Annotated in this window: 10 protein-coding genes; 9 read left to right on the top strand and 1 reads right to left on the bottom strand. The window is 48.7% G+C overall.

From position 1 onward, the window contains the following. Nucleotides 1-111 precede the first annotated feature (111 nt). The 6 genes from mfd (at nucleotide 112) to ABS362_RS10760 (ending at nucleotide 10,241) form a co-directional block, all read left to right on the top strand. The gene (mfd, locus tag ABS362_RS10785) at nucleotides 112-3,483 is read left to right on the top strand and encodes a transcription-repair coupling factor (protein WP_350412486.1); all 3,372 of its coding nucleotides are present in this window, start codon (nucleotides 112-114) and stop codon (nucleotides 3,481-3,483) included. Nucleotides 3,484-3,520: 37 nt separating this feature from the next. Beyond that, nucleotides 3,521-3,937, top strand: a complete 417-nt coding sequence (locus ABS362_RS10780) for a PAS domain-containing protein (RefSeq protein WP_350412485.1) — start codon at nucleotides 3,521-3,523, stop codon at nucleotides 3,935-3,937. Nucleotides 3,938-4,063: 126 nt separating this feature from the next. Then, complete coding sequence (locus tag ABS362_RS10775) at nucleotides 4,064-8,266, top strand: PAS domain-containing protein (RefSeq protein WP_350412484.1); 4,203 nt, start codon at nucleotides 4,064-4,066, stop codon at nucleotides 8,264-8,266. Between the two features lie 26 nt (nucleotides 8,267-8,292). Then, nucleotides 8,293-8,700: a response regulator gene (locus ABS362_RS10770; RefSeq protein ID WP_350412483.1), complete on the top strand. Its 408-nt coding sequence runs from the start codon at nucleotides 8,293-8,295 to the stop codon at nucleotides 8,698-8,700. Between the two features lie 155 nt (nucleotides 8,701-8,855). Beyond that, a complete protein-coding gene (locus ABS362_RS10765) occupies nucleotides 8,856-9,644 on the top strand; it encodes a hypothetical protein (RefSeq protein ID WP_350412482.1) in 789 nt (262 codons plus the stop codon). 165 nt (nucleotides 9,645-9,809) lie between these two features. Continuing rightward, complete coding sequence (locus ABS362_RS10760; protein ID WP_350412481.1) at nucleotides 9,810-10,241, top strand: hypothetical protein; 432 nt, start codon at nucleotides 9,810-9,812, stop codon at nucleotides 10,239-10,241. Nucleotides 10,242-10,286: 45 nt separating this feature from the next. On the opposite strand, the gene ABS362_RS10755 is transcribed toward ABS362_RS10760, so the two are convergent. Beyond that, nucleotides 10,287-10,859 (bottom strand): hypothetical protein, encoded by a 573-nt coding sequence (locus tag ABS362_RS10755; protein WP_350412480.1) that lies wholly within the window; start codon nucleotides 10,857-10,859, stop codon nucleotides 10,287-10,289. Nucleotides 10,860-11,042: 183 nt separating this feature from the next. Here ABS362_RS10755 and ABS362_RS10750 point away from each other — a divergent pair, with 183 nt between their 5' ends. From ABS362_RS10750 to ABS362_RS10740, 3 genes are all read left to right on the top strand, one after another. Then, entirely contained in the window at nucleotides 11,043-11,624 is a 582-nt protein-coding gene (locus tag ABS362_RS10750) for a uracil-DNA glycosylase family protein (RefSeq protein ID WP_350412479.1), read from the top strand. A 55-nt stretch (nucleotides 11,625-11,679) separates the two neighbouring features. Further along, entirely contained in the window at nucleotides 11,680-12,828 is a 1,149-nt protein-coding gene (locus tag ABS362_RS10745) for a methionine aminotransferase (protein WP_350412477.1), read from the top strand. 118 nt (nucleotides 12,829-12,946) lie between these two features. Then, nucleotides 12,947-13,723 carry an amidohydrolase gene (locus ABS362_RS10740; RefSeq protein WP_350412476.1) on the top strand — a complete coding sequence of 259 codons (777 nt, stop codon included), beginning with the start codon at nucleotides 12,947-12,949 and terminating at the stop codon, nucleotides 13,721-13,723. Nucleotides 13,724-13,969: the final 246 nt, after the last annotated feature.

Here is a 13,969-nt window from a genome sequence, read left to right as displayed (position 1 = left end):
TCCACTCCCAACAAAACATTAACTTCCGTATCTTTGTAGAAGTACAACCAGCAGAACACGGCTAAACTATAAGCCTTGTGTTCTGCCTTTGCTGTTTTGTTATAGAACTGAATGAAAGTATCTGATTTCTTAGAACTGTACCGCCTCGACAGCGTGGTGCAAACCATTGCCGAACGCCTGAAAGCCAATACAGCGCACCGCCTGCAGCTAAAAGGTATGGCCGGTAGCCAGGATGCCGTACTGGCCTCGGCAGTTTATACTATAAATCACCAGCACCAACTCTTCGTGCTCCACGACAAAGAGGAGGCTGCTTATTTTTATACTGATCTCAAAAACCTGCTCGGCGACGAGAAGGAGGTCATGCTTTTCCCGACATCGTACAAGCGGCCGTATAGTTTCGACGATACCGAGAACGCCAACATACTCATGCGCGCCGAAGTGCTGAACCGCCTGAACCAGAAAACCGGCAAAGGCGAGCTTATAGTTACCTACCCCGAAGCGCTGACCGAGAAAGTTATAAACAAAAAATCGCTGGTCGAGAATACGCTGGGCGCTAAAGTGGGCGAAAAACTGGACGTGAATTTCCTGAGCGAGATGCTGGCAGAGTATGGTTTTGAGCGCACCGAGTTTGTGTATGAAGCGGGTCAGTATGCCGTGCGTGGCGGTATTGTGGACGTGTTCTCGTACGCCAACGACCTGCCTTACCGTATCGAGCTTTTTGGCGACGAGATTGAAAGTATAAGAACCTTCGACCCGGACACACAGCTGTCTGTTGAGACAAAGAAAGCGATCTCGATCATACCGAACGTACAAACAAAACTACTACAGGAAACCCGCGAAGCATTTCTGGACTTTTTACCTGCCGATACTACTATCTGGTTCAAGGATGTGCGCCAAACGCTGGATGTGATCGATGAGTATTTCGATAAGGCATCGCATGCATTTGATAAATTAATGGCAGGCAGCGGCGGCACCCAGATCGTGTCAGATCCGGAACAGCTTTTCCAGACACAGAAGCAGTTTAAGAAGCTGTTAGATAACTTTAATATCATCGAGATCGGCAAGCGTTTCCATTTTAAAACTGCCGAGGTAATACCTTTTTCAGCTAAGCCACAACCATCTTTCAACAAAGATTTTGACAGGCTGGTTAAAGATCTGCACGAGCACCAGAATAATGGCTTTGTAAACATCATCGCTACCGATTCGCCGCGCCAGATAAATCGCCTGACAACCATTTTCGATGAGCTCGACCACGATATTCGTTTCCAGCACCTGGCTATTTCCCTGCGCGAAGGCTTCATCGATCAGACTTTAAAACTTACCTGCTACACCGATCACCAGCTGTTCGACAGATTTTACCAGCACAAGGCCAAGGAAGGGCATTCCAAGTCCAAGGCCATGACGCTGAAAGAGCTGCGCTCGCTGCAGCCCGGCGACTATATTACGCACGTAGACTATGGCATCGGCCGCTTTGCCGGACTGGAAAAAGTAGAAGTGGGTGGCCGTTTGCAGGAAGCGATAAGATTGGTTTACCGCGACGATGATCTGCTGTATACCAGTATTCACTCGCTGCACAAAATAAGCAAGTATAGCGGCAAAGAAGGCGGCCCGCCAAGCATGAGCAAACTTGGCTCGCCGGAGTGGGAAAACAAGAAGAAGAAAGTTAAAAGCAAGGTTAAAGACATTGCCGCCGAGCTTATTAAACTATACGCCAAGCGCAAGGCTGCTCCCGGTTATTCCTTTACCCGCGATGGCTTCCTGCAAGCCGAACTGGAGTCGTCATTCATTTACGAAGACACCCCGGATCAGGGCAAAGCTACCGAAGATGTAAAAGCCGACATGGAGCAACCGCACCCGATGGACCGCCTGGTGTGCGGCGACGTGGGTTTCGGCAAAACAGAGATTGCTATACGCGCTGCCTTTAAAGCCGCCTGCGATGGCAAGCAGGTTGCCGTGTTAGTGCCTACTACGGTATTGGCCATGCAGCACTTTAAAACATTCCGCGACAGGTTGGAGCAGTTCCCGGTTACCGTAGATTACATCAACCGCTTTAAAACGGCCAAAGATGTTAAAAACACCCTGAAGCGCGTAGCCGAAGGCAAAGTAGACATTCTGATCGGTACACACCGAATTGTGAGCAAGGATATCCAGTTTAAAGACCTGGGCTTACTAATAATTGATGAAGAGCAGAAGTTTGGTGTAAAGACAAAGGAAAAATTAAAGGAAATGCGCGTGAATGTAGATACGCTTACACTTACCGCCACGCCTATTCCGCGCACGCTGCATTTCTCGCTGATGGGTGCCCGCGACCTTTCGGTTATAGCTACGCCGCCGCCAAATCGCCAGCCTGTGCAAACCGAACTGCATGTGTTCGATGAGTTGCTGATACGCGATGCTATTGCGGCGGAGCTAAAGCGTGGCGGCCAGGTATTCTTTGTACATAATCGTGTGAAGGATATTGACGAGATCGCTAACATGATCCTGAAACTGGTGCCGGATGCCCGTATTACGTTTGCCCACGGCCAGATGGATGGCGAGCTGCTGGAAAAACGCATGATGAAATTTGTGGAAGGAGAATATGATGTACTGGTTTCCACTAATATCATCGAGTCCGGCCTGGATATCCCGAATGCCAACACCATCATCATCAACAGGGCGCACATGTTCGGTTTATCTGACCTGCACCAGATGCGTGGCCGCGTGGGTCGCTCCAACAAAAAGGCTTATTGCTATTTGCTAACACCACCTGTATCTGGTTTGCCAAGTGATGCCCGCAAACGTTTGAGCACCCTCGAAGAATTCTCTGATCTGGGCGAAGGCTTCAAGATTGCCATGCGTGACCTGGACATCCGCGGGGCAGGTAACCTGCTGGGTGGCGAGCAAAGCGGCTTTATTACCGACCTTGGTTTCGAGATGTACCACCAGATCCTAGATGATGCCGTGAAGGAACTGAAAGAAACAGAATTCCGGGAGCTATTCCTGGGCGATAACCTGGAGCAGTTTATTGAGCCGGTGCGCGACTGTAACATCGAAACCGACATGGAAGTGCTGATACCGGACTGGTACGTGAGCAACATTTCGGAGCGCCTTAACCTGTACAGCAAACTCGACAGCACCAAAGACATGGATGACCTGGAAAAATTGCGTGCCAGTATAGTGGACCGGTTTGGTCCGTTGCCGGAGCAGGTCCAGAAACTGATAGACATTGTTAAACTACGCTGGCAGGCGCAGCAGCTTGGTTTCGAGAAGCTGACTATCAAAAAAGAAGTGATGAAAGGCTACCTGCCAAGCGAGAACAATGACAAGTATTTTCAATCAGATACGTTTGGTAATATCCTCAAGTATGTGCAGCAGCACCAGCGTCGGTCACGCTTAAAAGAGGCCAAGGTCAAGCTTATAGTTATAGTTGAGGACATCCGAAGTATAGCAGATGCCAGGGAAGTTTTCGAGGAGTTAGGTATCAGGGAAATTAACCCTGCTTAAAGAGGTGACGTAAACTCCTGATTTAGACACTCTTGCCATGATGGATGTATCAATATACAAGCAGGTTAAAAATGCGCTACAAATAAGTAACGAGTACCTGATCGAGTTTATGGATGCATTACCGCAAATGGCATGGACAGGCAGCCCCAGTGGTAAAATCTTATACTTTAACAAAGCCTGGTACGACTATACCCGCATACCCGCCGGCCCCACGGATGGTTGGCTGAAAACGGTGCATCCTGAAGACTCCTTCCAGGTAATCGAAGCCTGGAACAAGTCGCTTCAGTCCGGCGATTATCACATGGAGTGCCGCATCCGAAACGGTGCAGATGGTTCATATAAATGGTTCCTGGAACAGGCCATGCCCATCCGCGACGCAAACGGCGAAATCATTATGTGGTTTGGCACTTATACCGATATAGACAATGAAAAGCAGGACATGGAGCCATTTTAGTTGCTGAGCAGGATACACTATAGTTTAATTTTAGGGTTATCAGCCAAATAAACATTTGAATAGGAAGATTCTTTAATTAAATTTACTGACCAACCCTTTTACCCGAGGGAGGAAACTTATTTTTCCATGTCAGCTCAGCAAATAACTACGTTACCCGACCTTGGCCCTGTTTTCCGCTCTTTACCAGGTTGGTATATTGCTCTTTCGCCGGAGTTTACAATTTTAGAAGTAACAGATGCTTACCTGCAAGCGCGCCATACCTCGCGCGATCAACTGCAAGGCAAATCGTTGATAAAAACGTTTGAAGGGTGTTCCGTTTTGCTTAACACACCTCCTACCCAGGCTTTGGAGCAATCATTACAACACGTACTTTTTGCCAACCAGAAACACCATATCTCAACCTTTTGCTATAGTTTAAAACTGCCGGAGGCCTTGGGTGGCAACTATAAGGAGTGCTACTGGAGTGTGACCAACTCCCCGATTCTGGATGATAAGGGCAACCTGCTCTATATTCTGCACGAGGCCCGCGAGTTATCTGAAAAAAATGGCACAGCGCAGGCTAACGAACAAATTACGGTGTTAAATAACGCGCTGGATGCAGTGTCGTGGGAATATGATCCTGTTCTGAACAAGATGGAATGGGGACCGGGACTGCAACAGATACTTGGCTACACACCGGAAGAAATGGGCCCGGGAGGCGAGTCGTGGGATGAGCGCGTCCACCCCGATGATTTTGAAGCCGTACAGGCAAGCATAGAAAAAGCGAACGCCACTGGCAGTAAGATCTGGACCGGCGAATACCGTTTCAGGAAAGCAGATGGCACCTACATACCGGTACTGGACCAAGGCTATATCATTTATCACTCCGATGGCAGGCCACTCCGCACGCTTGGCTCTATTATAGATCTGTCAGAGCATAAAAAATCGCAGGAAGAGTTAAAAGAAAGCGACATGCGTTTCCGGCACCTGCTGGAAGTTTTGCCGCATATGGCCTGGATGGCAGACGCGCACGGCAAAGTAATTTACTTTAACAAGAACTGGTATAGTTACACCGGCATGACGCCAGACCAAACAGAAGGCTGGACCAGCGTTATACACCCCGAAGATACCGCCATTGTTTTAATGGAATGGCATAATACCCTGGCAGCTGGTGCACCTTACGAAATTGAATACCGCCTGCATAACTATCACGACAAAAGCTATCGCTGGTTCCTGGAACGCGGCGTGCCTATGTACAGCTCTGATGGTAAGCTGCAGTTCTGGATAGGAACACTTTCCGATATTGATGACCAGAAGCAGGTAATGGAGCGCATCCGCGAAAAAGACCTTCAGCTTGAGAACATACTAAACCACTCACCGGTACATTTCTGCCAGTTGCAAGGCCCGGAGCATGTGTGCACTTACATTACCCCGGGCATAAGCTTGTTTTTCGGGAACAGGCAGTACCTGAACAGAACCGTGCGTGACATTTGGCATGAACTAAAACACACCGAGTTCTTCAACATACTGGATGAAGTTTACAGGACCGGCAACAAAATAAAGACCCAGGAATATAAGCTGATAGCCGACCGCATGCGCAACGGGCAAACAGCTGAAATATACCTTAACCTGGAATACAGACCACTTATCAAGAACGACCGCGTCGAGGGCATCCTTGTTTCGGCAGTAGATGTGACCGAACTGGTAAAAACCAAACAGCGCATGGCCTACAACGAGTACAGCCTGCGCCTGTTATCCAAAGCGGCTGGTTGTGCCACCTGGGAGTGCGACGTACCCCGTAAAACCATAACCTGGAGCGAATCTTACAAAGAGCTTTTTGGCTACTCCGACAGCGACCTGGAAGCCGAATCCAGCACCTGGGACAGAAACATACACCCCGACGATTACAAAACTATACGGGAAAGCATAGATGCGACTATAGCAAAAGGCCAGCGCACCTGGACAGGTGAGTATCGCTTCAGAAAGGCAGATGGCAGCTATACCTCAGTGCTGGACCATGGTTTTATAGTTTACAATAGCCAGGGCAAGCCCGAACACATGTTGGGTTCGTTGGTAGATATTACCCGGCAAAAGAAACACGAACTGGCACTGCAATACAACAGCGAACGCTTTAAGCGTATTGCCATGGCCACCAACGACGTGCTATGGGACTGGAACCTGCAGGACGACACCATCTGGTGGAACGAAGGCTACACAACACTTTTCGGATACCAGGTTATTCCACATGATCTTCCGATCGACTCCTGGACCTCTAATATCCACCCGGATGACCTAAACCGGGTAAAAGCATCCATCCACCAGGTTATCGATTCAGATACAAATACCTGGGAAGATGAATACCGTTTTAAATGTGCCGACGGTTCTTATAAGCTGATACACGATAAAGGACATGTGCTGCGCAACACAGATGGCAAAGGGATCAGGATGTTTGGTTCTATGCTTGATGTAACTGAAAAACGCAGAATTGAGCAGCAACTGCACGAAAGCAATGCCCGCACCCACGAGATACTGGAGTCGTTGCCACTCATGACCTGGACCGCCACGCCCGATGGCAAGGTAAACTATTATAACCAGCGGTGGTACGACTATACAGGCAATACGTATGCTGAACTTATAAGCTGGGCAGATATCATTCACCCGGAAGACATGGAGCATACGATCCGACTATGGGAAGAGGCGATACAAAAAGGCAAACCATTTGAGACTGAGAACAGGTGGCGCTCTGCTGCCGATGGTGTGTACCGTTGGTTCCTGGCGCGTGCCGTACCAATCCGTAACTCCGAAGGCGAAATAACGATGTGGGTTGGCTCGCATACCGAGATCGAGGATCAGAAACAGGCGATGCTGGCGCTTGAAGAAAGCACGAACAAATTCAGGTTCCTGACTGAGTCTAGCCCGCAGGTTGTGTGGAGCGCCAACCCCGATGGAAATATAGACTACACCAGCAAACAGTGGCTGGACTATACCCAAATGACGCTGGAGGATTCGCTGGGTTATGGCTGGGCTCCTGCCATCCACCCCGACGACCTGCCTGTTCTGATGGAACTATGGGCAGAGTCCATTACTACCGGAAAACTATTTTATGTAGAAGTACGGGTATGTAATGTAAAAACTAAAGAATACCAGTGGTTCCTGATAAAAGCGCAGCCGCTGCGTAACGAAAAAGAAGAGATCATAAAGTGGTATGGCGTAGGGCTGAACATAAACGAGCTGAAAGAACTGCAGGAACAGCTACAGGAGTCGGAACAGCAATTCCGCTTTCTTACGGAGTCTATACCGCAAATGGTCTGGACGGCAACACCGGACGGAGCTACCGATTATTTTAACAAACGCTGGATAAACTATACCGGGCTGTCTTTTGAAGAAAGCGTAGGCCCTGATGCCTGGCTGTTGGCTTTGCACCCCGATGATCATAAAATGGCCTTTGAGCGCTGGCAGTACTCGGTGCGCACCGGCGAATACTACGAACTGGAATACCGCATACGCAATGGCCAGAATGGGCCTTACCGCTGGTTCCTGGGCCAGGGCATACCTATGCGCGATGCCGAGGGCAACATAGTACGCTGGTTTGGTACCTGCACCGACATTGAAGATCACAAAAAAGCGGAAGAAGAACTGGTAGAAAAGAACCTGGAACTGGAGCGCATAAACCAAGACCTCGACAGCTTTGTGTATGCCGCCTCTCACGACCTGAAACTGCCTATCGTTAACATGGCCGGTATCTTTAAAGAACTTACGCAAAGTGTGGAGTTCACAGATCCGGATGCCCCGAAACTGGTGAGCCTGTTCAATAAATCGCTGGACCAGATCCATAACACTATAGTTGATCTGTCGGATGTGGTGAAGATGCAGAAACACAAGACCAGGGATAATGAATTGGTTGACCTTGACAAACTTACAGAAGATGTGAAGCTGAGTATACAGGATGTACTGCACAATACGGGGGCCAGCATAACTACTGATTTCTCGGAAGTACCGTCGCTTGCTTTCTCGAAGGCAAACCTTAAAAGTATAGTTTACAACCTGCTAAGCAATGCCATTAAGTACCGCAAACCAAACCAGAAACCAGCTGTATTTTTAAGCACCACCCGAAAGGGCGATTACGTAGAACTAAAGGTGCAGGACAACGGCATTGGAATTGATATGAACAAACACCAGAACAAACTGTTCCAGATGTTCAAACGTTTCCATAACCACGTAAGCGGCTCCGGGCTGGGCTTGTATATAGTTAACAGGCTGCTGACAAACAGCGGCGGCTACATTACCATTGAGAGTACTTTAAACGAAGGAACAACGTTTTTACTTTACTTTAAACAAAAGAACGCGTAAGCTAATCTGAAAATATAATCAGCAACATGAGGCAATTAAAAACTATTCTGCTTATCGACGACGACGAGACGACCAACTACCTGAACCACCGCCTGCTTTCGCGCATGAATACGGCAGAAGACATACGGGTAGTGACGAACGGCGAGGAAGCACTGGAATACCTTGAGAAAGCCTTTGCAGGTGTAGAAGGTTATCCGCGCCCAGATCTGATCTTTGTTGACATTAAAATGTCGGTGATGGATGGTTTCGAGTTTTTGGAGGAGTACCAGAAGTTTGATGAAACAAATAAGAACCAGACCATTATGATGATGCTGACCTCTTCGGCCAGCTTTTACGACCTCGAGAAGCTGAAGCAGTTCCCGGAAGTACTGAAGCATTACTCCAAGCCTCTGGCTGAGGCCGATGTAAGAGAAATTATAGAAGAACATTTTTAGCAGCTAAACTATAGCTGCAACTATAGCGGGATGCCTTTTACACAAAGGGCATCCCGTTGCTTTTATGCCTTTAGCATTAACTATAGCTTTGCCTGCCTCGTATTGTTAAGTACCTGCCATAAGGTAGCAATTGATGATTAAAAGACTGAAAGACAATGGCAAACTATAATGAAGAAGAAAACAAACGCGTAAATCGGGAACAGCACCGCGGTGGTATGGAGCAGAATCTGCCCCAGCACCGTTATGGTTACAGAACCCCGAAAGATCAGAAATGGGACGAAGGCAATTACTTTCATACCGGCCCAAGCAAACGAGGCGCTCAGGACAGAGATCACCGGGATAGAACCCCTGCGCCAAACCAGCACAGCACCTATAACCGTGGCGAAAGCGCACACCTGAACGACCACTACGGCAGCCGCCCGAACAGTGCTTACCGCAACGAGCGCTCTTACTTAGACCACGGCGACTCATTCGGCTCGTCACAATACAACCCGCAGTATGCTTCAGGCAGATCGCAGCCCGGCAACTATAACGAACCGCCAACAAGCTCTTACGAACAGTATAACGATGTGCCCGGAGGCAGAAGCCGCTACAAAGAAACTGATTTCAGGTATGGCAGCGGTACGCATAACTGGTACCAGGAAGGTCGCTTTACACCGGACAGCACCCCGGAACCGCAACGCGATCACAGAAGCTTTTTTGGACGCATAAAAGATACCTGGAACGACATCATGCATTCCGATGACCCGGATTATCGTCCGAGCCACGGCTACCCGACCCACAAAGACCGCATAAACGAACGAAAACGCTACGGCAACGACCTGTATAACAGGCAGCAGTTTGACCGTGGCTACGAAGGTGGTCCGCGCTGGGCAGACGAAACAGACTCGGGCAATGATAATTATTACGATGACGCCGACAGAACCCAACGTTATAGAAGATAATAACGTATATGGAGCAGGTTAGATAGATTGGTTATAGATTAGTTTTAGTTAGTAAAAGCGAAGCAGGCAACAACACCCGCTTCGCTTTTTTTATGCCCTTACCACACCTGTGAACATCCTTTACCTGCCATCGTAAACAAAATAGTATATAAACCTAAAAAAGCTATGAGACACGAACAGAATTATAACGATAGAAATTACCGCGACCGCGAGAGATATAACCAGGACAGAAACCGCCGGCCACGCGAACAGCAGAATACGGCCAGCCGCTGGGGAGAACCCGATCCGCGGATGGGCCCGCGCGAAGACGAATGGCGCAGGCACGATGCCGATTACAACAGGCAGCAGAACGAATACCGAAACGACTGGCGACCTTTTAACCAACCCGAGAACCGCCAATTCCGGCACGAAGAGCGCGGCTATGGCACTTACAGAAATGAACGTCCGGATTGGAACAGAAATGAAGACCACAGCAGCCTTAACCAACATGCCAACGACCGCTGGACGCAGGACGAACACATGCCACATCAGCAACACCATCATCCACGCCATTCATCAGAAAGATTTTACAGTGAACAACGTAGAAGAAACTGGTAAAACCCAAAGCCCCCGGCACCACAATGCCGGGGGCTTTTTTATAGTTTAAAACCGTTGCCTTACACCTACGCCAAAAGAGATAAGCTCGGGCAGGCCGGGCACCAGGTTTACTGAAAAGTCTGTCTGCTCTGATAATTTATAGTTGTACTCGAGCTCGCCGGCGTACCAGTAAAATTTATACTGCCACTCGCCGCGCCTGTTAAAATAGCCATCATCCTGATAACCCTCTAACCGGTTCCAGTCTTTGCGATACACCAATGTAGGCCCAATGCCACCGTTCAGCGAATGCCTGTTTTTCTGGAAGATAAGGGCTCGCCAACCAATATGCGTGAACCCAGCCAACGAGGCGGCACAATCGGCATACAGCCCCTGCTCTACTCTAATCGCATGTTTGTTGCCAACTATAAACCTGTCATAGCCAACTATAGCGCCGTAGTTAAAGGTGATGTAGCCTTTATCATCGAGCCGGTTCGGGAAAATTTCGGGATGGGGGCTTTCTTTCAGATGCACCGATATGCCAAATAGCTTTGCCGTAAACGCATTTTTGTACTCCGCATCCTGCGCCAGGCATGGAATAGCAACTATAGTCCAGAGCAATATGATCGTGAAGCAACGCATCTGTTACTGCTATACGGAAGTTAAGCTTAAACTATAGAACCAGCATGCGTGAGGGATGGAGCAGTTGTTTGAGCTCCTATAGTGAGAGCACGAACTACAGAGCGAGCCGCGAGAGCCTGCCCAAACTATAGCCTCAAAATAACGCTATCAACAATTAACAACTTAGTACATTTGCACCAGTATATGAACCAACTCGAAGACTTACTACAACAGATACGTGCCTGCCGCATTTGCGAAGAGCATCTGGTGTTAGGCCCGAGACCGGTATTGCGTGCCAGCACTACGGCAAAGCTGCTTATAGTTGGTCAGGCGCCGGGTACTAAAGTACACGCAAGCGGCAAACCCTGGGACGACCAGAGCGGAAAACGCCTTCGCTTGTGGCTGGGTCTGGAGCCCGAAGTATTTTACGATGAAAGCAAAGTAGCTATAGTTCCGATGGGTTTCTGCTACCCGGGCAAAGGCAAAAGTGGCGACCTGCCGCCACGCCCCGAATGTGCCCGACACTGGCATCAGCAATTATTGACTCTACTCCCAAACATTGAATTAACCTTACTGGTAGGCAAGTATGCGCAGGACTATTTTCTGAAGGATAAAGCCAGACCAACTCTTACACAAACGGTAACCAACTGGCACGAGTATTTACCTGCGTTTATGCCGATGCCGCACCCTTCGCCGCGAAACCAGTTTTGGGTAAAGCATAACCCGTGGTTTGAGCAGGATGCCGTACCTTATTTGCAGAAGCAGGTAAAACAGTTGCTCTCCTAACCCTAACTATAGTATATTCGTTGCAAGAATTCCCACTGATATAACTACCAAAACCATGGCAAATTACCCAACCAGCAAACTACCTGATGTAGGCACCAGTATTTTCTCGGTAATGTCGGCACTGGCCAACGAGCATAAGGCCATCAACCTGTCGCAGGGCTTCCCGGACTTTAACTGCCCCGAGGAGTTGATGGAGCTGGTTACAAAGTATATGCACGCAGGTTTTAACCAGTATGCGCCTATGCCTGGTGTGGTATCACTGCGCGAGAAGATCAGTATTAAAACCGAGAAGCTTTATGGTTACCAGCCTAACCCGGACACCGAGATAACAGTTACATCGGGCGCTACCGAAGCGTTGTTTGCTGCCATTACGGCTGTAATTAAACCCGGCGATGAAGTAGTAGTTTTGGAGCCTTGCTACGATTGTTATACGCCTGCCATCCGGTTAAATGGAGGTATTCCGGTGTATGTGCCCTTAGCCTTACCTGGCTTTAATGTAGATTGGGACCTGGTAAAGCGCAATATTTCTTCCAGAACGCGACTGATCATCATAAACACACCGCATAACCCAACCGGCGCCGTTATGACCAAAGCCGACATGGATGAACTGGCCCACATTGTGGATGGAAGTGACATTCTGGTTATCAGTGATGAGGTGTACGAACACATGGTTTTTGACGGAATTAAACACCACAGCGCCCTGGAAAATGCTATCCTGCGTGAGCGTAGTTTTGTGATCTCATCGTTCGGGAAAACCTACCACACCACCGGCTGGAAAATTGGGTACGCTATAGCACCGCCTGCACTAACGGCAGAGCTCCGTAAAATGCACCAATTCATTACGTTCTGTACCGTCACACCCTTGCAGCTGGCTATCGCCGATTTTATGGATAACGAGGCACATTACCTTAGCCTTCCGGATTTTTACCAGGAGAAACGCGATGCCTTCTGTCAATATTTAGCACCATCCAGGTTCGAGTTTCTGCCATCATCTGGCACGTATTTCCAGTTGCTGAAGTATGATGCCATTTCGAAGGAGCATGACCAGGATTTTGCAAGACGCCTGATCCAGGAAGTTGGCGTAGCCGCCGTTCCGGTTTCAGCCTTTTACCACGACAAGACTGACCACCATTACCTGCGTTTCTGCTTCGCCAAAGGAGACGAAACACTATGCGCCGCCGCCGAGAAGCTGGTTAAACTATAGTTTGAATTGTTGATGGTTGAATTGTTAAAGTATAAGTAGCAACGTATTGCGCCCCTACAATTTTTTAACTTTCTAACTTTCTAACTTTCTAACTCACAAACTCTCTAACTCCCAAACTATGGATCTTCGGGTAACTATAGTACAGACTGAACTACACTGGCAGGATGCGGAAGCGAACAGGAAGATGTTTGCTGAAAAGTTAGCTGCGGCCAATCCGCAAACAGACCTGATCGTGTTGCCCGAAATGTTTACGACTGGTTTTAGTATGGATGCCGCTAAGCTGGCTGAACATCCTGAAGGTGAAACCTTGCAGTGGATGAAAGAGCAGGCAGCGAACTATAACGCTGTAATAACCGGGAGTATTATTGTAAAGGAGAATGACCAATACTATAACCGTTTATTTTGGGTAAGACCGGATGGCAGCTACGAGCATTATAACAAAAAACACCTGTTCCGGATGGCAAAGGAGCACCATACCTATACTTCCGGAGATGAGCGTTTGACGGTTGAATTGAAAGGCTGGAAGGTTTGTCCGTTGGTGTGTTATGATCTGCGCTTTCCGGTCTGGAGCCGCAACACCAGCAACCGATATGACCTGCTGCTTTATGTAGCCAACTGGCCGAAAGCGCGCGGCCTGGCCTGGCGCACGTTGCTACAAGCCAGGGCTATCGAAAATATTGCTTACACTGTTGGTGTGAACCGCATCGGCACCGATGGCAACGATCACCCCTATTCCGGCGACTCCGCCATCATCCACCCCAAAGGCCACAAACTTTTAGAATCTTCGGAACAGGAAGGCATTCATACCATCACATTAAGCAAACAGGAACTACTGGATTTCAGAGAGGCTTTCCCGGCACACCTGGATGCGGACGAGTTTGAGTTGAAGGATTAGTTCTTTATACTTCAGAAGTTATGTTACTGGCGCGAGTCTACAGACTCGTGTCGTAGAGTGTGCCAGAGTCTCTAGACTCGCTTGGGCCAGAGGCCTAACTATAGTAAGTCACGAGCGAGGACGCTCGCGCCATGGAACTTTAGAATAAGCTTACTAAGTCATTCGCTCTTTCGGACTTCCTAGTCCGAAAGCCATCTGCCGGGGACGTCCCCGTCCCCGTTATACCATAAATAAACGCGGACGTGG

The organism is Pontibacter populi, from assembly GCF_040278685.1.
Taxonomy (GTDB): Bacteria; Bacteroidota; Bacteroidia; order Cytophagales; family Hymenobacteraceae; genus Pontibacter; species Pontibacter populi.
This window is presented reverse-complemented; position numbering and strand designations above follow the sequence as displayed.